This is a genomic window from Pseudomonas sp. NBRC 111139 (assembly GCF_001753955.1).
Classification (GTDB): Bacteria; Pseudomonadota; Gammaproteobacteria; order Pseudomonadales; family Pseudomonadaceae; genus Aquipseudomonas; species Aquipseudomonas alloputida.
In genome coordinates this window covers 14,264-33,024 of the sequence record NZ_BCBP01000053.1, presented here as the reverse complement: position 1 = coordinate 33,024, position 18,761 = coordinate 14,264, and the positions used below count along the sequence as shown (strand labels likewise).

19 protein-coding genes are annotated in these 18,761 nt (G+C 61.4%); 4 read left to right on the top strand and 15 right to left on the bottom strand.

Annotated features, from left to right (window positions below):
• Positions 1 to 172 precede the first annotated feature (172 nt).
• Entirely contained in the window at positions 173 to 1,462 is a 1,290-nt protein-coding gene (gene gltA / locus BJQ17_RS21035) for a citrate synthase (protein ID WP_003254218.1), read from the top strand.
• 217 nt (positions 1,463 to 1,679) lie between these two features.
• Here gltA and BJQ17_RS21030 read toward each other — a convergent pair whose 3' ends face one another.
• The 9 genes from BJQ17_RS21030 to BJQ17_RS20990 all read right to left on the bottom strand — a co-directional run bounded on the left by BJQ17_RS21030 (position 1,680) and on the right by BJQ17_RS20990 (position 8,564).
• On the bottom strand, positions 1,680 to 2,285 hold the full coding sequence (locus BJQ17_RS21030; RefSeq protein WP_003254219.1) for an START domain-containing protein: 606 nt from the start codon (positions 2,283 to 2,285) through the stop codon (positions 1,680 to 1,682).
• Positions 2,286 to 2,318: 33 nt separating this feature from the next.
• A complete protein-coding gene (locus BJQ17_RS21025) occupies positions 2,319 to 2,573 on the bottom strand; it encodes a YkgJ family cysteine cluster protein (protein WP_003254220.1) in 255 nt (84 codons plus the stop codon).
• 129 nt (positions 2,574 to 2,702) lie between these two features.
• On the bottom strand, positions 2,703 to 3,137 hold the full coding sequence (locus BJQ17_RS21020) for a hypothetical protein (RefSeq protein ID WP_003254222.1): 435 nt from the start codon (positions 3,135 to 3,137) through the stop codon (positions 2,703 to 2,705).
• Positions 3,138 to 3,201: 64 nt separating this feature from the next.
• Positions 3,202 to 4,644, bottom strand: coding sequence for a PLP-dependent aminotransferase family protein (locus BJQ17_RS21015; RefSeq protein WP_003254223.1), 1,443 nt, complete (start codon positions 4,642 to 4,644; stop codon positions 3,202 to 3,204).
• Between the two features lie 171 nt (positions 4,645 to 4,815).
• On the bottom strand, positions 4,816 to 5,628 hold the full coding sequence (locus BJQ17_RS21010) for an OmpA family protein (protein ID WP_003254225.1): 813 nt from the start codon (positions 5,626 to 5,628) through the stop codon (positions 4,816 to 4,818).
• Positions 5,625 to 5,978: a DUF4398 domain-containing protein gene (locus BJQ17_RS21005; RefSeq protein WP_003254227.1), complete on the bottom strand. Its 354-nt coding sequence runs from the start codon at positions 5,976 to 5,978 to the stop codon at positions 5,625 to 5,627. The genes BJQ17_RS21010 and BJQ17_RS21005 overlap by 4 nt, the downstream gene beginning before the upstream one ends.
• Before the next feature lie 9 nt (positions 5,979 to 5,987).
• Positions 5,988 to 6,809 carry an ABC transporter substrate-binding protein gene (locus BJQ17_RS21000; RefSeq protein WP_003254229.1) on the bottom strand — a complete coding sequence of 274 codons (822 nt, stop codon included), beginning with the start codon at positions 6,807 to 6,809 and terminating at the stop codon, positions 5,988 to 5,990.
• Positions 6,810 to 6,884: 75 nt separating this feature from the next.
• Positions 6,885 to 7,814: an electron transfer flavoprotein subunit alpha/FixB family protein gene (locus BJQ17_RS20995; RefSeq protein WP_070096583.1), complete on the bottom strand. Its 930-nt coding sequence runs from the start codon at positions 7,812 to 7,814 to the stop codon at positions 6,885 to 6,887.
• Complete coding sequence (locus BJQ17_RS20990) at positions 7,815 to 8,564, bottom strand: electron transfer flavoprotein subunit beta/FixA family protein (protein WP_003254232.1); 750 nt, start codon at positions 8,562 to 8,564, stop codon at positions 7,815 to 7,817. It abuts the gene before it with no gap.
• Positions 8,565 to 9,099: 535 nt separating this feature from the next.
• Here BJQ17_RS20990 and BJQ17_RS20985 point away from each other — a divergent pair.
• Positions 9,100 to 10,782 carry an electron transfer flavoprotein-ubiquinone oxidoreductase gene (locus tag BJQ17_RS20985; RefSeq protein WP_023389616.1) on the top strand — a complete coding sequence of 561 codons (1,683 nt, stop codon included), beginning with the start codon at positions 9,100 to 9,102 and terminating at the stop codon, positions 10,780 to 10,782.
• A gap of 71 nt (positions 10,783 to 10,853) precedes the next feature.
• On the opposite strand, the gene BJQ17_RS20980 is transcribed toward BJQ17_RS20985, so the two are convergent.
• From BJQ17_RS20980 to BJQ17_RS20955, 6 genes are all read right to left on the bottom strand, one after another.
• Positions 10,854 to 11,255: a type II TA system antitoxin MqsA family protein gene (locus tag BJQ17_RS20980; protein WP_003254235.1), complete on the bottom strand. Its 402-nt coding sequence runs from the start codon at positions 11,253 to 11,255 to the stop codon at positions 10,854 to 10,856.
• Positions 11,256 to 11,257: 2 nt separating this feature from the next.
• A complete protein-coding gene (locus BJQ17_RS20975; protein ID WP_003254238.1) occupies positions 11,258 to 11,554 on the bottom strand; it encodes a type II toxin-antitoxin system MqsR family toxin in 297 nt (98 codons plus the stop codon).
• A gap of 94 nt (positions 11,555 to 11,648) precedes the next feature.
• On the bottom strand, positions 11,649 to 12,974 hold the full coding sequence (locus tag BJQ17_RS20970; RefSeq protein WP_047604115.1) for an MFS transporter: 1,326 nt from the start codon (positions 12,972 to 12,974) through the stop codon (positions 11,649 to 11,651).
• Between the two features lie 72 nt (positions 12,975 to 13,046).
• Positions 13,047 to 13,526: a hypothetical protein gene (locus BJQ17_RS20965; RefSeq protein ID WP_012051716.1), complete on the bottom strand. Its 480-nt coding sequence runs from the start codon at positions 13,524 to 13,526 to the stop codon at positions 13,047 to 13,049.
• 168 nt (positions 13,527 to 13,694) lie between these two features.
• Positions 13,695 to 14,171, bottom strand: coding sequence for a sigma-70 family RNA polymerase sigma factor (locus tag BJQ17_RS20960; RefSeq protein WP_003254241.1), 477 nt, complete (start codon positions 14,169 to 14,171; stop codon positions 13,695 to 13,697).
• 121 nt (positions 14,172 to 14,292) lie between these two features.
• A complete protein-coding gene (locus tag BJQ17_RS20955; protein WP_070096582.1) occupies positions 14,293 to 15,918 on the bottom strand; it encodes a twin-arginine translocation signal domain-containing protein in 1,626 nt (541 codons plus the stop codon).
• Between the two features lie 182 nt (positions 15,919 to 16,100).
• On the opposite strand from BJQ17_RS20955, the gene BJQ17_RS20950 reads away from it, so the two are divergent.
• On the top strand, positions 16,101 to 17,447 hold the full coding sequence (locus BJQ17_RS20950) for a dipeptidase (protein ID WP_070096587.1): 1,347 nt from the start codon (positions 16,101 to 16,103) through the stop codon (positions 17,445 to 17,447).
• Between the two features lie 16 nt (positions 17,448 to 17,463).
• On the top strand, positions 17,464 to 18,753 hold the full coding sequence (locus tag BJQ17_RS20945) for an aminotransferase class V-fold PLP-dependent enzyme (RefSeq protein ID WP_070096581.1): 1,290 nt from the start codon (positions 17,464 to 17,466) through the stop codon (positions 18,751 to 18,753).
• The last annotated feature ends 8 nt before the right edge of the window (positions 18,754 to 18,761 follow it).

Sequence of the window (18,761 nt, the reverse complement as noted above, 5' to 3'; positions counted from 1 at the left end):
GCCTTTAATGAACAAAAGGCGTAAATGGGCGAGAATTTCGGGAAAAATCAGGCTTGAATGCCTGATTCAACAAGCCTTTAGGCAAATTGACATCTGAATTTATCCCTCTATAGTGGTGCGGGCCCTGCGTGGGGGGTCTGTCTGATGATTTCAAGCATTAATAGGAGGCCACATGGCTGACAAAAAAGCGCAGTTGGTCATCGAGGGCGCTGCCCCCGTCGAGCTGCCCATTTTAACCGGCACCGTTGGTCCTGATGTAATCGACGTCCGCGGGTTAGGGGCCACTGGTCACTTCACCTTCGACCCAGGTTTCATGGCGACTGCCTCGTGCGAGTCGAAGATCACCTATATTGACGGCGACAAAGGTATCCTGCTGCACCGCGGCTACCCGATCGAGCAACTCGCCGAACAGTCCGACTACCTCGAAACCTGCTACCTGCTGCTCAACGGCGAACTGCCGAATGCCGAGCAGAAGGCCCAGTTCGTCAGCACCGTCAAGAACCACACCATGGTTCACGAGCAGCTGAAGTCCTTCTTCAATGGCTTCCGCCGCGACGCTCACCCGATGGCGGTGATGTGCGGCGTGGTCGGCGCCCTGTCGGCGTTCTATCACGACTCCCTGGACATCAATAACCCGCAACACCGCGAAATCTCCGCGGTGCGCCTGGTCGCCAAGATGCCGACCCTGGCTGCGATGGTTTACAAGTACTCCATGGGCCAGCCGATGATGTACCCGCGCAACGACCTGTCGTACGCGGAAAACTTCCTGCACATGATGTTCAACACCCCGTGCGAGATCAAACCGATCAGCCCGGTGCTGGCCAAGGCAATGGACCGGATCTTCATCCTCCACGCCGACCACGAGCAGAACGCCTCCACCTCCACCGTTCGTCTGGCCGGCTCGTCGGGTGCCAACCCGTTCGCCTGTATTGCCGCCGGTATCGCTGCACTGTGGGGCCCGGCCCACGGCGGTGCGAACGAAGCCGTACTGACCATGCTGGATGAAATCGGCGATGTTTCGAACATCGACAAATTCATCGCCAAGGCCAAGGACAAGAACGACCCGTTCAAGCTGATGGGCTTCGGTCACCGCGTGTACAAGAACCGCGACCCGCGCGCCACCGTGATGAAGCAGACCTGCGACGAAGTCCTGCGCGAGCTGGGCATCAAGAACGACCCGCAGCTGGAACTGGCCATGCGCCTGGAAGAGATCGCCCTGACCGATCCTTACTTCATCGAGCGTTCGCTGTACCCGAACGTCGACTTCTACTCGGGGATCATCCTCAAGGCGATCGGCATTCCGACCAGCATGTTCACCGTGATCTTCGCCCTGGCACGTACCGTGGGCTGGATCTCGCACTGGAAAGAAATGCTCTCCAGCCCGTACAAGATCGGCCGTCCGCGCCAGCTGTACACCGGTGAGCAGAAGCGTGACATCGTTGCCCTGAAGGACCGCAAGTAAGCGTTGATCGCTGAACGTAAAAGGCTGCCCTCGGGCAGCCTTTTTTATTGTAAATCCTGCCGGTCGCAGTGCGGCCTTTGCGGGGGCGACCTTGCGTCGCGAAAGAGCTGCAAAGCAGCCCACGCAATATTGCGCCAAGCCTAAGATTCGGGGGCCGCTGCGCGCCCCATTCGCGACGCAAGGCCGCTCCCACAGAGACCGCGCGCCGCGTTAAACCTCAGTTTTTCTCAGCCCGCTCGCGCAGAGCTTTCAGGGTATTGAACGGCGCATCCACCACGAACTTGTTGGCCACCATTGCCGGCACGCTGCCGCCCGGCTCGGTGTGCACCTGGTAGGTCACCTCCGTGCTGTCGCCCTTGGGCACCAGCTTCCAGAAGCCCTCAACCTTGGCCACCCGCACAAAGCCCTTCTCTTCCGGCAAATAGGTCGGCTCTTCCTTCAGGTTACGCACCAGGCTGCCGTCCGTCTCCTTGACCGTGGTCACATGCAAAACCGAATCACGCGGCGTCACCGGCCAGGGTGTATTGAACTGGGTGTAGGTCCAGGTCTGGCCACCTTCTTGCTTGAGCAATTTCTGCAACTTGCACTCATGAATCCATGCGCAGGCACCCACCACATCTTCCTGCAACGCCTGCACCTTGGCCAGCGGCGCCTTGATCACGGTAACGCCCTGATAGGCCTTGTACTTGGAACCCGCCACTTCGCTGAGGGATACCTTGATCCCGTCCTCGTTCTTGGCCACTTGCCAGTTTTCAGCCCAGGCCACAGGCGACAGCAGAACACCCACGCCACACAGCAGTGCAATACGCTTGAACGATCTCATCATGTTTATCCTTGTTGTCGAAGATCCAGCCTGTCACGCCGCCGTCATCTGCTCCCACCAGCCAAGAATCCTGATTGCCTCGTCACGATCACTGCCGCACACCTCGGCATCCGCCTTGAAGCCACCGCACACCGCCGGCCGCTCGGGCTTGCCGAACAGGTCGCAAAGGTTGGCCGCAGTCAGGTGCAGGCAGCGCTCACCCGCCGGCTTGCCATTGGGCATTCGCGGCATCGCAGAAGTGATGGACGGGGCGATGCAGCAGGCACCACAGCCCTCACGGCATTTCATGGCTATTCACCAAAATCAGGACTCCCTGGAACAAAACGGGACGAACGTCCCTGGATAGTAACCGCTCAAACAGTCGTTTGAAATTGCTGGCACGATGAAATCTGCTGTGACCCAGCAGTCAGTTCTCGCCTATTGGCGATACTCGAAATCGATGGCAGCGCCCTCCACCTCACGACGGCTATCATTGCGCAGTTGCAGCTGCATTTCGTTGTTGATCAGCCGGCCATTGAGCTGGAACGGGCTGTCATTGGTCTCTGGCTTTTCTGTGAACATGGGCGGCAACAAAGGTTTGCGCCGCTGGATTGGGGAAAGCGTGCCCACATTCGGCTCAAGGTTGTTGACCATCTCGACGGGCAAGCTAAGGTCCAGCCCTGTCTTGGGCAATGGCTTGGCAACCGCTTTGCTGACCGGCTTGCGCGCAGGCTTGGCTGTCGCCTTTTTTGGCACGTGCTTACCCTGAGCCGCCTGAACCTCGTTTGCCGGTTGCGCAGCCAAGGCAGGGGCGACCGGGCAGCAAAACGGCAAAAGGCACACGATCAGAACAAAGCAGCGCAAAACGTTCATGGCAAATGGACAGACTGGCAGGAAAAATGCGTATGCTCCCTGTTCCACAGGCAGCTTGCAAGCCTTACAAAAGCGTAACCGCAGTCTCCCTGCACAACTGCTGCGCCAGCAAACCGAGCGTAATCACAGCCCGCTCGGCCTCCTTATTCCAAGGAATGCCGCAGTTGAGTCGGACACAGTGGTTGAACTGCTCTGTGTTACTGAATATCAGTCCTGGCGCAATGCTGATGCCCTGCTCCAGCGCGCGCACATGCAGCTCCTGGGTATTGACCCGACCCGGCAGGCTCACCCAGAGAATGAAGCCGCCCGTCGGCCGGGTCATCTGGGTGCCCTCGGGGAAGTGCTGCTGCACTGCCAGCTGATAGGCACTGAGGTTCTTGCGATATTCCTGGCGTATGTAGCGCAGATGCCGGTCGTAGCCGCCATTCTCCAGGTAGGCTGCCACGCCCATCTGCGTCACGCTACAGGCCGAGTGGGTGGTAAACGTCTGCAGGCGCTGAATCTCGTCCTGGTAACGCCCGGCGATCATCCAGCCCACCCGCACGCCAGGGGACAGGGTCTTGGAGAAGCTCGAACAGTAGATTACCCGGTCCAGCCGGTCGAACGCCTTCAGCGCCTTGGTCTTGCCCTGCTCGAACATCAGCTCACCGTAGATGTCATCCTCGATGATCTGGATATCGAAGTCCGAGGCCAGGCGCAGCAATTGCTTTTGCCGCTCTTCGGGAACGGTGCCGCCCAGCGGGTTGCTCAAGCGCGCAGTGAGCACCAGCGCCTTGATCGACCATTGGTTAGCCGCCAGTTGCAAGGCTTCGAGGCTGATACCGGTGGACGGGTCACTGGGGATTTCGATCACTTTCAAACCCAGCAGGTCAGCCAGCTGCAGCAAGCCGTAATAGGTCGGCGACTCGGCGGCAATCAGGTCACCTGGGCGGGTGAGCACCCGCAGCGACATCTGCAGGGCATCGACACACCCATGGGTCACGATCACTTCGCGCGGGTCGACCAGCACGCCGGCATCGCGCATGCGTATGGCAATCTGTCGGCGCAGCGGCTCGAAACCGGGGCTGAACATGTAGCTGAAGGCGCGCGGGCTGTGGAAGCGCGTCACCTTGGCGATTTGCTGATGCAGGGCGCGCACTGGCAGGTAGTCGACATGCGGCACTGCAGCGCCAAACGGGAACACACCATCGCGGCGCGCCTCAGTCAGCACCTGCTGGATGATGCTGGCGCGCGTGACCAGGCCGGGGCGTTCCACCCGGGCGATGTCCGGGGTTTGCGCGGTCAAGGCAGGGGTCTGGTGCACGTAATAGCCAGACTGCGGCCGCGCCCGGATAAGCCCTTGGTCCTCAAGATTGGCATAGGCCTGCAACACCGTGGCATGGCTGACGTTGAGCTGGGCGCTCATCTTGCGCACGGAAGGTACCCGCTCGCCTGGCTGGTAGACACCGCGACGGATATCATCGGCCAGTTGCTGGGCGATACGCTGGTACAGCAGCAGGTTGGTCATGTCGACATGCTCGTTATTCTTGTACGGGTCACTGACGGTAGAGAATACCGTAACAGTTGCAAAGTGTACTGGGACAGATTGCAACATAGTCGACAATACAACAGCGTGACCGCTATCGAAACGATTAAACCGACATAAAACGGGCCGCAAAGCGGCCCGTTTCGACAAGACTCAGCGCGCTGGCGCGAGCCGACCCTTGTCATCGGAGAATACGATCTCCACTCGTCGGTTTTGCGCCCTGCCCCGCTCCGAAGCATTGGCCTCGATCGGGTACTGGTCGCCATAGCCCTCGACCTGCAGGCGCTTTTCATCGATGCCCAGGTCCACAAGCATGTCGGCCACGGACTGCGCCCTGTCGCGCGACAGCTTGAGATTTTCCTCGCCCGCGCCAGTACTGTCGGTATAGCCCTCGATACGCACTACCCGGCGCGGGTTGAGCTGCAGGAACTGCACCAGCTTGAGCACAGTCCGGCTGGCCGAGTTCTTCAGGTCGGCGCTGCCGGTATCGAACAGCACATCGCCCAAGGTCATCACCAAGCCACGGTCGGTCTGCTCCGAAGCCAACGCGGCAATCTGCGACTCGACCCACTTGCCCTGCTGCTGCACGCTGGCCAACTTGGCCTCACGCAAGGCCAGCTGCAGGCGCTGGCGCTCCAGGTCGAGCTTGGCCTGGCGCTCCTGGTTCAGCGCCAGCTTGGCATGCTCGCGGGCAATCTCGCTGTAGCGCTGGCTGAGGTAAGCATAATGCCGCACATCAGAACCGGTGCCGATGTAACTGGACAGGCGCTCGGCGCGAGCCAGCGATTCACCCGCCCGAATCACGTCACGCGGCGCGCTGCGCAGCACATCGGAATCATCTTTGACCCCCTGGAAGGCGACGGTGGCCTCATCCAGCGCGGCACTGCTGCGCTGGCTGGCACAACCTTGCAAACCTGCCGTCAGCGCCAACAATGCCAATGCAGCCAAAGGCGTACGACGGATCATGGCTGCACCTCCAGTTGCTTGCGCAAGCGCTTGACCCGCGACTGCAGCACCTGCAGCTGCTCTTCGCTCTTCTGGTTCAGCACCTGGGCCTCGGCCAGGCGCGCATCCAGCTCGGCCTGCTCGGCGCGCATGCGCGCATCGCGATAGTCCTGGGTAAGCATGTTGGCCTTGGCGCGGGCCAGCTTGTCTTCAGCCAGTTTGAGCGTTTCTACCTGCTCAGTGGCGCCGACGGCCTTGGCCTGGTCCAGAGCCTGTTCGGAAATGCGCATCTGCTCGTCAGGGGCCGGATCATTGGCGCAGCCAGCCAGGCCGAGCACGGCCAGGGCGAGGATTAGTGGTTGGGTTCTCACGCAATCTTCCTAGTGTTTGGGGGCGTCCGCAGGCACGTGCAACTGCGCTTTCCAGCGCTCGACATTACGTTGCAGCACAGCTTCGGATGCACCAGAGATCGGCAATTCTGTCAGTTTTTTTGCCAATTGCCCACGCAACCAGCTGTCATTGCACGCCGAGTTGTGCGACAGCGCCAGGTACAGGCCCGGCCTGTCCACCGGCAAGCCGCGGGCTATCAGGTCATTGCTCATACCCAGGCTCTGGGCCATGGCCATACCGGAGTAACGGCCAGCCAGCACATAATCCACCTGGCCGAGTACCAGTTTCTGGAACGCCTGGGTCAGGTTCTGCGCCGGCACCAGCTTGAGCTGGGCCTTGGCGAACGCAGTAAAGGCCGGGGTCAGGCGCGCACGCTCGGACAAACTGCCCTGGTACCTGGCCAGGTCGGCCGGGCCATCAAAGGTCACCGCTGCATCATGGCGGGTCCACACCAGGTACTCATTGAGCTGCAACGGCGGATGGATGTAGTCCAGCGCGGTCAGTTGCTCCACCTGCATGGGGGTGTCGAGCAGCAGGTCCATGCGCCCGCTGCGCACCTCTTCCAGCGCCTGATCACGGCGACCGGCACTCAGCACCTCGACCTTCACACCCAGCTCTTCCGCCACCTGGCGCAACAGGTCAACGTTGGCGCCGACCAGGTGCTTCGGGTCTTTCGGGTCCTGCCACGAATAGGGCGGCGCATCAGGGCTGCCGGTCGCCACCAGGCGCTCGCACTTGCCTGCGGCCATGGCCAGTGGTGACACCAACAGCGCCACACATGCCAGCACCCTGCCCGTTCCGCGCAACGTCATCCCTCACCCCTCAAGCCATAAAAAAACCCGACCCTCAAAACGAGGGCCGGGTTCTTTATAAGTGAAGCAGACGGATCAGACCAGCTTTTCCAGCTCCGGCACCGCTTCGAACAGGTCAGCAACCAGGCCGTAATCAGCCACCTGGAAGATCGGCGCTTCTTCATCCTTGTTGATCGCCACGATCACTTTGGAGTCTTTCATGCCGGCCAGGTGCTGGATCGCGCCGGAGATACCGACGGCGATGTACAGCTGTGGCGCAACGATCTTGCCGGTCTGGCCGACCTGCATGTCGTTCGGCACAAAGCCTGCGTCGACCGCGGCGCGCGAAGCACCGACGGCGGCGCCGAGCTTGTCGGCCAGGCTGTACAGGTGTTTGAAGTTGTCACCGTTGCCCATGCCACGGCCGCCGGAAACGACGATCTTGGCTGCGGTCAGCTCTGGGCGGTCGGACTTGGCCAGCTCTTCGCCAACGAAAGCCGAAATACCGGCGTTGTGCGCAGCGCCAACAGCCTCGACGGCAGCCGAACCACCTTCGGCGGCCACGGCGTCGAAGCCGGTGGTACGCACGGTGATCACCTTGATGGCCGCGCTCGATTGCACGGTAGCAATGGCGTTACCCGCATAGATCGGGCGCTTGAAGGTGTCGGCGGACTCGACCGAGATGATCTCGGAGATCTGGTCCACGTCCAGCAGCGCGGCAACACGTGGCAGGATGTTCTTGCCGTTGGTGGTAGCCGGGGCCAGCACATGGCTGTAACCCTTGGCCAGCTCGACGATCAGCGGCGCGACGTTTTCCGGCAGGACGTGGGCGTAGGCAGCGTTATCAGCCACCAGCACCTTGGCAACGCCAGCGATTTTGGCAGCGGCTTCAGCAACGCCACCGACGTTCTGGCCTGCGACCAGCACGTGCACATCACCACCGATCTTGGCGGCTGCGGCGACAGTGTTCAGGGTGGCCGGGGCTACGGCACCGTTCTCGTATTCAGCGACAACCAGGATAGTCATTTAGATTACCTTCGCTTCGTTCTTCAGCTTCTCGACCAGTTCGGCCACCGATTTGACCTTGATGCCAGCGCTGCGGGCAGCCGGGGCTTCAACCTTCACGGTCTTGTTGGTGGAGGCGAGGGAAACGCCCAGTGCGTCTGGAGTAACAGTCTCCAGCGGCTTCTTCTTGGCCTTCATGATGTTCGGCAGCGACGCATAGCGTGGCTCGTTCAGGCGCAGGTCGGTGGTGACGATCGCGGGCAGGTTCAGCGCAACGGTCTGCAGGCCGCCATCGATTTCACGGGTGACATTCAGCTTGTCGCCAGCGACTTCGACCTTGGACGCAAAGGTACCCTGGGCGAAGCCAGTCAGCGCGGCCAGCATCTGGCCGGTCTGGTTGTTGTCACTGTCGATGGCCTGCTTGCCGAGGATGACCAGCTGCGGCTGCTCCTTGTCGACAACGGCCTTCAGCGCCTTGGCCACGGCCAGGGAGTTCAGTTCGTCAGCGGCTTCTACCAGGATGGCACGGTCGGCACCCAGGGCCAGGGCAGTACGCAGTTGCTCCTGGGCGGTGGTCGGGCCGACGGAAACGACGACGATCTCGGTCGCAACGCCTTTTTCCTTCAGGCGCACGGCTTCTTCGACGGCGATTTCGCAGAAGGGGTTCATGGACATCTTGACGTTAGCAAGGTCGACGCCGGAGTTGTCCGCTTTGACGCGAACCTTGACGTTGTAGTCGACCACTCGTTTGACAGCTACAAGAACCTTCATGGATTCCTCGTTACTCTCCGGTGAATAGATAGTCGCCTGGGGCAGAGCCCAGCGATGCGCGTGGGTACAAGGGCACCTCTAAAAACGTATCGGGAGGCAGCAACTTCACAGTGACCAAACAGTCTTGTTCGGACTCTTGCGACAAATCCTCACGGGTCATTTCCTGTCGTGGCGTGTAAACTCCACTACAAACTGGCCTAAGCCCGCAAAACCCTGCTCCACACCTGGTCTTTAGAGGTGTACCTGCGCCCGGCTGCAAGCCTACGGCGAACGTAAAACCGCTCGTATCTTGACCGTAACACCCATTCCGGTCAATACGGCAAATCGGTCACCCTCCAGCCGCGTTCCTGTGATTTTACTGGCCTGCGGCAAATTCAAACAAACGTTTGTATTGGACCCGCCAAGTGGTGTAGATATAATGCGCGGCCAAGACAAAACGGTGTAGTCCGTCATTTGCCCAGCTACAGTTCCGCCGTTGCGTAGAACCGCTGCGAATGCCCCGCACCCATAAGACAAAGCAACAGCACGAGCCTTGATGAGTAGGAGAGAACCAGTGGAACGCGAATACATGGAATTCGACGTGGTCATCGTCGGCGCCGGCCCGGCGGGCCTGTCCGCCGCCTGCCGCCTGAAGCAGAAGGCCGCCGAAGCCGGTAGCGAAATCAGCGTCTGCGTGGTGGAGAAAGGCTCTGAAGTCGGCGCCCACATCCTCTCTGGCGCAGTGTTCGAGCCCCGCGCCCTGAACGAGCTGTTCCCCGACTGGAAAGCGCTCGGTGCACCGCTGAACACCGAAGTGAAGCGCGACGACATCTACGTGCTCAAGGATGCCGGCAGCGCGACCAAGGTGCCTGACCTGTTCGTGCCCAAGACCATGCACAACCATGGCAACTACATCATCTCGCTGGGCAACCTGTGCCGCTGGCTGGCGCAGCAGGCCGAGAACCTCGGCGTGGAAATCTACCCGGGCTTCGCCGCCCAGGAAGCGCTGTTCGACGACAACGGCGTGGTCCGCGGCATCGTTACCGGCGACCTCGGTGTCGACCGTGAAGGCAACCCCAAGGACGGCCTGTACACCCCGGGCATGGAACTGCGCGCCAAGTACACCCTGTTCGCCGAAGGCTGCCGTGGCCATATTGGCAAGCAGCTGATCAAGCGCTTCAACCTCGACAGCGAGTCCGACGTCCAGCACTACGGCATCGGTCTGAAGGAAATCTGGGAAATCGACCCGGCCAAGCACGAACAGGGCCTGGTGGTGCACACCGCCGGCTGGCCGCTGGACGTGGTGGCCAAGGAAAACACCGGTGGCTCGTTCCTCTATCACCTGGAAAACAACCAGGTGGTGGTCGGCCTCATCGTCGACCTGTCCTACGCCAACCCCTACCTGTCGCCGTTCGACGAATTCCAGCGCCTCAAGCACCACCCGGTGATCAGCCAGTACCTCGAAGGCGGCAAGCGCATCAGCTACGGCGCCCGCGCCTTGGCCAAGGGCGGCATCAACTCGCTGCCGAAAATGGTCTTCAATGGTGGCGCGCTGATCGGTTGCGACCTGGGCACCATGAACGTGGCCAAGATCAAGGGCAGCCACACCGCGATGAAGTCCGGCATGCTTGCTGCCGAAGCAGTGGCCGACGCATTGATCGCCGGTAGCGAAGGCGGCGATCAATTGAACAGCTATGTCAGCGCCTTCAAGGCCAGCTGGCTGTACGAAGAACTGTTCGCCAGCCGCAACTTCGGCCCGGCCATGCACAAGTTCGGCCCGCTGCTGGGCGCGGCGTTCAACTATGTCGACCAGAACTGGTTCGGTGGCAAGCTGCCGTTCACCCTGCACGACACCAAGCCGGACTATGCCTGCCTCAAGCTGGCCGCCGACTCGAAAAAGATCGACTACCCGAAACCGGACGGCAAGCTCAGCTTCGACAAGCTCAGCTCGGTATTCCTCTCCAGCACCAACCACGAAGAGGAACAACCCTGCCACCTGAAGCTGACCGATCCGAGCGTGCCGATCGCCAGCAACCTGCCGCTGTACGACGAGCCAGCCCAGCGCTACTGCCCGGCCGGCGTGTACGAAGTGGTCACCCAGGAAGACGGCAACAAGCGTTTCCAGATCAACGCGCAGAACTGCGTACACTGCAAGACCTGCGACATCAAGGACCCGGCCCAGAACATCACCTGGGTCACCCCTGAAGGCGCTGGCGGGCCGAACTACCCGAACATGTAAGGCCCCTGCCCTTGCGGCAACAAAAAGCCCCCGGTACTTATGGGCCGGGGGCTTTTTGTTGGCTGCCATTATCAGGCAGTACGCACTTCCTCAAAGAGTTCTGGATGGCGATCCAGCAGCTTGAGCAGTTTCACCAACGCCACTGGCGGTGTGGTCTTGCCGTTTTCATAACGGGAGAACGCATTGACCCCACCACCGAAGATTTCCCCCGCTTCACGCTGGTCGAGGTCGAACTTTCTGCGTATGGAGGCAATAAAGGAAGGATCCACAACATTTGCGTTGACCTGGCGCTCGAATGCCGTCATCAAGTGACTGACGCGCATGGCTTCATCATGACTCAGTACACATTCACCACATGCGGAGCAGTAATCGCCACTTACCTCAGGGATCACTGTCATCTCGCCTTTGTAGCTATAGGGCATGCCCTGAATGTCAGGTGCAAGCTCCGAGCCGCCGCATATTGGACATCTCATGGTTACAACTCCTTGAAAGACACGATGAGCACGTCGTCTACCACGGACAATTTCAAATAAACGTACCCAATTGCTGTAAGCGGGCGATACACATCCTGCCAAACCCGGTGGTCAATATGGCTGGTCATGCTCTTGTAGAAATCAGTGCGCTTCAAGCTGGTGATCACCTCAAGCATGCCCGGAAAATCCATTCCCAGCGCCTTGGCGCCTTTCAATGCAGCACCCGTAGGGCGGATTCGCCTTGCCGCAGCCAGGGCTTTTACCCGCTCCAGCGGGCAATTAGGCATTCTCTTTTCCATGAGAAATTAACCTTCCAGGTTAAATTTGGCTAATAGGTTATTCCAATAGCCCCCACCTGGAAGTCTGCCCCAATGCCCCGCAGCCGTTACCGGCTCATTTGTCGCCACACATGACCGGCATCGGCTCAGCCGCAAACACCAAAGGCTCACGACGCCCGAAATACAGGGCCGTCAGCAGCCCCACCGCGCCCATGATCAGACAAAACCCGACACACACCCATGGGCTCCACGGCATCAGCGCAATCAGTGCCAACGGCGTGGTACTGGCCCACAGTGCGTAGGCCACGTTGTAGGTGAAGGAAATGCCCGATACGCGGATCTGCGCCGGGAACAGCCCCACCATCACCGAGGGCACCACCCCCACCACGCCACAGCTCAACCCCGCCAGCGCATAGGCCAGCCAGGTCATGCCCCACTGCCCCACCAGGCTGGCGTACAACGCGCCAATACCCAGCGGCAGCAACAGGCTATACAGCATCAGCGCGCGCCAGGCACCCACACGGTCGACCAGCAGCCCGGCCAGCACGCAGCCCATGTTGAGGAAGACGATGCCCACACTGCTGAGGGCGAAGGTATGCCCGGCAGTCATGCCGAAGCGCTGCTGCATCACCGTCGGCGTGATCACCACCAGCACCACCACCGCCGAGGTCAGCACACAGGTCAGCAACGCGGCAGGGATCAATGCCCGGCGGTGTTCACCCAGCACTCGCCGCAGCGGAAAACTCACAGGTTGCTCCTGGCGCGCGCGCAGGGCGAGGAACACCGGTGTTTCACTGAGCCAGCGGCGCAGCCACACACCCACCACACCGAACACCCCACCCAACAGGAACGGGTAGCGCCAGGCGTAATCGAGGATTTCCTGCGGGGTGAACAGTTGCGCCAGCAAGGTGGCGGTCAGCGCCCCCAGCAGGTAGCCGAAAGTCAGCCCGGCCTGCAGAAAGCCCAGGGCATAACCGCGCCGCCCGTTGGGCGCGTGCTCGGCAACGAACGTCCAGGCGCTTGGCACTTCACCGCCTACGGCAGCCCCCTGGAGGATGCGCAAGGCCAACAGGATCAGCGGGGCGGCATAGCCGATGTCGGCATAGGTCGGCATCACCCCGATCAGCAGACACGGCAGGGCCATCATCAGGATGCTCAGGCTGAATACCCGCTTGCGCCCCAGGTGGTCGGCGAAGTGCGCCATCAGGATGCCGCCCAGCGGCCGCGCCAGATAGCCGGTGACGAAGATTCCGAAGCTTTGCAGCAAGCGCAGCCATTCGGGCATCTCGGGCGGGAAGAACAGCTGGCTGAGGGTCAGCGCGAAGAACACGAAAATGATGAAGTCGTAGATTTCCAGCGCGCCACCCAGCGCCGCCAGGCCCAGGGTCCGATGGTCGCCGCGGCTGAACCGGGGCGGGCGAGCGGTATCGATGGCAGTCATGGCAGGGTCCGCAGATCGGCAAAGGGCAAGAGCATAACAAATAGCTGCCCGATTGCCCCGCCGGTGGTACCGCTAGCGGTTGAACACCGTATGCGCAAAGTTGGCTCGCGGCCGTGGCCGCGCTGTACTGGCCGGCAGGGTGCCCGGCAGCGGTAGTCTGCCGACCACCATCGGTGCGTCGATGATTGCCATGAACGTCTCCAGCGCCTCGTTATCGGGCGCCTGAGGCAGGCTCAGGCTGACCGCCTGGCGCTCGGCCTGCGGCACTGCTGGCACTTTCAACTGGCTGGAATGGTAAAGCAGTGCATGCTGGATCTGTGTGCTGACACGGCAGAAGCGTTCTAGATCGACGCCACAATGGCTGGCCAGCTCGATATTGCCCAGCAACAGGTGAAAGGGCTGCAAGGCGCACTGCACCAGGCGCTGCAGCTCCTCGAAGCTGGCCACTGGGGCTATCCGGTAATAGCCCAAACCATTGAGCAACCGCTCCAGCTGCAGGCGCTGGCACGGGTGTGTATCGGCGATGAGAATGCGCAGGGTCTTGTTTACCATGGTCGGACCTAGGCCATTGGGTAATGGGCACGCTCCATGACCATACTGCGCCAATAACGGCTAATGCCAAGGCCATGCCCGGCAACGGTCTTCTTTGATAGAAGTCGGGAAAGCCGCATAAATCAAGTGATTGACTGACGGAATTTGCATTTGCCTTTAACCTGGCAATCAGGATTCCCATTGCCGCATGCGCACCCGGCAGTGCTTCATGGCATTGACGATGTGCTTTTCCACCAGGCTGCGGGAGATGCCCAGCCGCTCGGCGATCTGCAGATGTGAAAGGCCTTCGATCTTGCGCAGCAGGAAGCATTCGCGGCAGGGGCCGGTCAGTTCGTCAAGCGCCCGCTGCATGAGGGCCAGGCGTTGGTTGAGCTGCAGTTCCTGCGCCAGCGCCGGCACATGCCCGCCCTCATCACTGTCGAGTATCTCAAGCGGTTCGGCCTGACGCACCAGATGGCGACGATGACGGTCGATCACCAGGTTCAGGGCGATACGGTACAGGAATGCGCGCGGATGCTCGATCTGCCCGTTGTCCGTTCGCTCCAGTACCCGCAGGTAGGCATCGTGGGCAACATCCTCTGCCGCCTGACGGTTACCCAAGCGCGCGGACAGGAAACTCACCAACTCACGATAGTAACGTTCCACAAACACACCTGGAATCGTCTGCACACCCGCGCTGGGGCAGATGCAGAACTGAGTGATATCAGCGTGCGATCTTACAAAATATAATGATTCTCAGCAACGCACACCTGCGCTGTGCTTACCGTCAATCCGACGCCCGTACAACCTTGAGATTGCGGGCATACCAGGGGCGCTGCGGCACCCGTGGTTGCAGCCGGGCAAAGAGGTCTTCGTTGCCATAAATGATGCGCAACGCCAGCTTCATGGTTTCCGGGTCCATTTCGACGCTTCGACCGGGCCGCAAGCCCGGCACCGTCGAACAGCCATGGGTATCGGGACCCAGCCACGGGTCAGCCACCGCCACCCAACGCCCGGGTGCGAACCAGGGCACGCCGTTCACCTGCAAGCGGCGGATCTCACCCGGGTGGACCCGCTCATGGGCTCGGAACCAATCGTCGACTCGGTCGTCGATCCAGCCATGAAAATGCCAGAACACCGGGTTTACATGTGACGAGAACGGGTCGCCGAGAAAATCGTTGCGTGCTTCGAACCAGCGCTCAGCGAAATCACCCGGGGTACGTGCAGCAGGCACCGGCATACCGTTGGACGGGTCGCGCGGCACCGCCGCCCAACGCATGTGCAACCAGTCATGCAGGCCCAGCTCCAGTTCTGAGCCGAACTGCCCCAAGGTCAGCTTGCTCAGATATTCCGGATCACTGTAGCGCGACTCCCAGACCTGAAAGTTGCCGTGGAAGGTATCCGGGCTTTTGATGTCGCGTACCCACTGGGTGTACTCCTGGTCGTCATGGGCCAGCCAGGTCGGTGGCAAGGCATTGCCGTCGTGGTTGTCGAAGTAACGGGCAAAACCGATGCGGTCACGCTCGAGCTCCGGCTGAGGCAGCGGGAACCGCGTCCACGAAGGCAGGTCCTGCAGGGCCCTGGCACTGCCGAGCATGTGCCGGTGCATGAACAGGAAGTCCTCTCCGGAACCGTTGCGATCCTTGTGCCGGCCACGCGCATCACGCTCCTGGCCACGCGGCCCGGGTTGCCAGCCCAAGCCACGCAGGGCGGATTGCTTGTCCTCTTCCAGCTTGTGCCACTTGTCCCGCGATGCGTGCCATAGCTGGTGGAACAGCCGATGCTCCGGCGAAATGAGCCACGCCAGCAGCTGTGGCGACAGCGGCGTACGTTCGCGAGCCTCCGGGAAAGGCCGCTTCAAGGCCAGGAAGCCATTGTCCAGAACAGGCAGAGACAGGGCGCGGTCCAGGGCCGAGATACGACCATTGAGCGTTGCCGGCCCGGCATTGCCATAGGCGCCCCAGACCTCATCGAGCACCACATGGCATTCATAGCGCGCCTGCCCTGCACCGGGCTCGGTTGAAAACAGCCGCCAGCGCAACATCCCGGGCTTGTCCGTCAGCAAGTCACCCATGACCCGATAACGGGGTTCCTGCTCACTGCGCAGGCGTTCGGCGGTGTCCAGGTAACCTCGCAGCCCCCGGCCATTGCTGGCGACATCCAGAAACAATTCCAGCTCCCCGTCGGGCAAACCCAGCAGTTGGGCATCCTTGCCATGTGCAGTCCAGCGCCAGATGCCCCGCAGGATGTCGCCCAGCTGCTGCAGGCGGGTATCGGCCAACTCGACAACAGCCTCGCCAGGCGTTTCCGGAAACGCCTCGGCATCCCGCTGGCGCTGTAAATACAGCGCTCCGGGTACCGCTACGCCCGTCAATGCCACAGCAGCGATGAACCCGCGTCGAGAAATCGTCATTGCAACTACCTGCGCCTTCATTGCGGCCATGGAGCACGGCCCGTCCAAGGCTAGAACGTTGTACCTGCACTGAAATTTAACGCCGCGGCCGGGGCGGCTAAATTTCCTCCGTGTCGACTCGTTCACCCCAGGTAGCGACGGCCTCTGTGCCCTCCCTCGACGGCGAACCTACCGAGACCAAGATGACGACACCACGCTGGAAAAAAGCCCTGTACATCAGCCTGGCTGCGGCAGTCGCCGCGGGTGCCGGTCTGGCTGCCTGGTACCATTTCGCGGCCCCTGGCGGCTACTCCCGGGAAGTCGTTCGTCAAGCCAACGACTTGCAGGAACGCATCATCTCGTTCGACAGCCATGTCACCTTGCCGCTGGACTTCGGCAACGAAGGCAGCGAAGCCGACAAGGACGGACCGGGCCGCTTCGACCTGGCCAAGGCTGCCCAAGGGCGGTTGTCTGGCGCGGCGCTGACCATCTTTGCCTGGCCCGAATCCTGGACGGGCGCAAACAGCCCGCATCGCCCCACGCCAGGTTTCGTCGAGGCCGCCCGCCACACCCAGGAAGTGCGCTACAACGCCATCACCGCAATGGTGCGCGACTTCCCCGAACGCGTCGCCATCGCCTACACCCCACAGGACATGCGGCGCCTGCACGGCGAAGGCAAGTTCGCGGTGTTCCTGAGCATGCTCAATGCGTATGCGCTGGGGGACGATATCGACCAGCTCGACCGCTGGGCGGCACGCGGGGTGCGCATGTTCGGCTTCAGCTACGTCGGCAACAACAGCTGGGCCGACTCGTCTCGCCCCTTACCGTTCTTCAATGACACTGTCGATGCGCTCGAGGGTCTGTCCCCCATCGGCAAGCGCGCCGTACAACGGCTCAATGACCTGGGTGTGATCATCGATGTCTCGCAGATGTCCAGCAAGGCGCTGAACCAGGTCATTCAGCTCAGCCGTACTCCGGTGGTGGCGTCGCACTCGGCACCACGGGCCATGGTCGATATCAACCGTAACCTGTCCGACAAGGAAATGCAGTTGATCAAGGAAAGCGGCGGGGTCGTGCAACTGGTCGCGTTCTCCAGCTACCTCAAGCCGCTCAGCGCGCAGACCCAGGAAAAGCTCAATGCCTTGCGTGCCCGCTACGCGCTGCCGCCACTGGCTGACCTGAACTACGCGCTGATGCCTGGCGACCCGGTCATAGCCGGCTGGCCCGAGCAGAAGGTCGGGCAATATGCCAACGAACTCTATGCAATCCTCGAACAGGAGCCGCCAGCGACCCTGAAGGACTACGGTGATGCCATCGATTACACCGTGCGCAAGCTCGGCATAGACCACGTAGGCATCAGCTCGGACTTCAACGAAGGCGGCGGCATCGACGGCTGGCACGACGCCAGCCAAGCACGCAACGTAACGGCCGAACTCCTTACCCGCGGCTACTCCGAAGCCGACATCGCCAAGCTTTGGGGTGGCAACTTCCTGCGCGTCTGGGCACAGGTACAGAGCGCCGCCCGCGGTACCGACACTTCACTGCGCTAAGCCATTGGGCACCTTTATGAACGACCGCCGCAATTTTCTCAAAAGGGCCGGCATCCTCGCCGCCGGCCTGCCCCTCGCCAGCCATCTGCTACCCGTTGCCGAGGCCGCCACGCCGATACCGAGCGCCGGCAACCAACGATGGGCCGATTTTCGCCGCCTGTTCGAACTCGACCCAAACTATGCGCACTTCGCCAACTTCCTGATCACCTCTCATCCAAGGCCGGTACGCGAAGCCATCGAGGCCCTGCGTGCACGTTTCGACCGTCACCCGGCGCTGATGGTCGACTGGGATGCCCAGTCGGAGTGGAAGCACGAGGCTGAGGTACGCCAATGGGCGGCACGCTACCTGGAGGTGGCGCCACGCCAGATTGCCCTGACGGGCAGCACTACCGAGGGCCTGGGTTTGATTTATGGCGGCATCAAGCTGGCGCCCGGCCAGGAAATCCTGACCACGGTGCACGAGCATTCCGCCGCACGGCAGACCATGAACTACCGCAGCGCCCGCGATGGCAACCCGGTACGCAGGCTACGCCTGTTCGAGCAACCCTGGCAGGTGAGCACCGACCAGGTGCTGGGTACCGTGCGGGCCGCCATTTCCCCACAAACGCGCGTGCTGGGCATGACCTGGGTACATTCGGGCAGCGGGGTGAAACTGCCGGTTGGCGAAATCGGTGCGCTCGTACGCGAGGTCAATCAGAACAGGGACGAACGCGACCATATCCTGTATGTCATCGACGGGGTTCACGGTTTTGGCGTCGAGGACATGCGCTTCGCCGACCTGAACTGCGACTACTTCATATCCGGGACCCACAAGTGGATGTTCGGCCCCCGCGGGACAGGCATCATCTGCGCTGCATCCTCGGCGCTGGGGCAGTTGCACCCGAGCATCGCCACCTTCTCCGAAAACGAAGACTTCGCCACCATCATGAGCCCGGGCGGTTACCACGCCTTCGAGCACCGCTGGGCCCTGGGCAAGGCGTTCGAACTGCACCTGCAAACCGGCAAGGCTGCCGTGCAGGCACGCATCCACGCCCTCAACGACTACCTGAAGCAACAGCTGGAAAGCCTGCCTGCCATCGAACTGGTGACGCCGCGCAGCAGCACCCATTCGGCGGGCTTCACCTTCTTTCGCGGCAAAGGCCAGGATGCCGACGCGCTGGCCAGGTACCTGACTAGCCAACGCATCATCGTCGACGCCGTCTCGCGCGATGCCGGGCCAGTGGTGCGCACTGCGCCGGGTTTGCTGAATACCGAAGCGGAAATCGACCGCTTGGTCGACGTACTGCGCCAGCGCCCGCGCGCCTGACAACCCGG

Coding starts and splice junctions, on each gene's coding strand:
- BJQ17_RS20990 (WP_003254232.1), bottom strand. CDS start 8,564: ATGAAGGTTCTTGTAGCTGTCAAACGAGTGGTCGACTACAACGTCAAG.
- BJQ17_RS21000 (WP_003254229.1), bottom strand. CDS start 6,809: ATGACGTTGCGCGGAACGGGCAGGGTGCTGGCATGTGTGGCGCTGTTG.
- BJQ17_RS21015 (WP_003254223.1), bottom strand. CDS start 4,644: ATGACCAACCTGCTGCTGTACCAGCGTATCGCCCAGCAACTGGCCGAT.
- BJQ17_RS20970 (WP_047604115.1), bottom strand. CDS start 12,974: ATGACTGCCATCGATACCGCTCGCCCGCCCCGGTTCAGCCGCGGCGAC.
- BJQ17_RS20980 (WP_003254235.1), bottom strand. CDS start 11,255: ATGAGATGTCCAATATGCGGCGGCTCGGAGCTTGCACCTGACATTCAG.
- BJQ17_RS21020 (WP_003254222.1), bottom strand. CDS start 3,137: ATGAACGTTTTGCGCTGCTTTGTTCTGATCGTGTGCCTTTTGCCGTTT.
- BJQ17_RS20950 (WP_070096587.1), top strand. CDS start 16,101: ATGACGACACCACGCTGGAAAAAAGCCCTGTACATCAGCCTGGCTGCG.
- BJQ17_RS21010 (WP_003254225.1), bottom strand. CDS start 5,628: ATGATCCGTCGTACGCCTTTGGCTGCATTGGCATTGTTGGCGCTGACG.
- BJQ17_RS21030 (WP_003254219.1), bottom strand. CDS start 2,285: ATGAGATCGTTCAAGCGTATTGCACTGCTGTGTGGCGTGGGTGTTCTG.
- BJQ17_RS20995 (WP_070096583.1), bottom strand. CDS start 7,814: ATGACTATCCTGGTTGTCGCTGAATACGAGAACGGTGCCGTAGCCCCG.
- BJQ17_RS20955 (WP_070096582.1), bottom strand. CDS start 15,918: ATGACGATTTCTCGACGCGGGTTCATCGCTGCTGTGGCATTGACGGGC.
- BJQ17_RS20975 (WP_003254238.1), bottom strand. CDS start 11,554: ATGGAAAAGAGAATGCCTAATTGCCCGCTGGAGCGGGTAAAAGCCCTG.
- gltA (WP_003254218.1), top strand. CDS start 173: ATGGCTGACAAAAAAGCGCAGTTGGTCATCGAGGGCGCTGCCCCCGTC.
- BJQ17_RS20965 (WP_012051716.1), bottom strand. CDS start 13,526: ATGGTAAACAAGACCCTGCGCATTCTCATCGCCGATACACACCCGTGC.
- BJQ17_RS20945 (WP_070096581.1), top strand. CDS start 17,464: ATGAACGACCGCCGCAATTTTCTCAAAAGGGCCGGCATCCTCGCCGCC.
- BJQ17_RS21025 (WP_003254220.1), bottom strand. CDS start 2,573: ATGAAATGCCGTGAGGGCTGTGGTGCCTGCTGCATCGCCCCGTCCATC.
- BJQ17_RS20985 (WP_023389616.1), top strand. CDS start 9,100: ATGAGTAGGAGAGAACCAGTGGAACGCGAATACATGGAATTCGACGTG.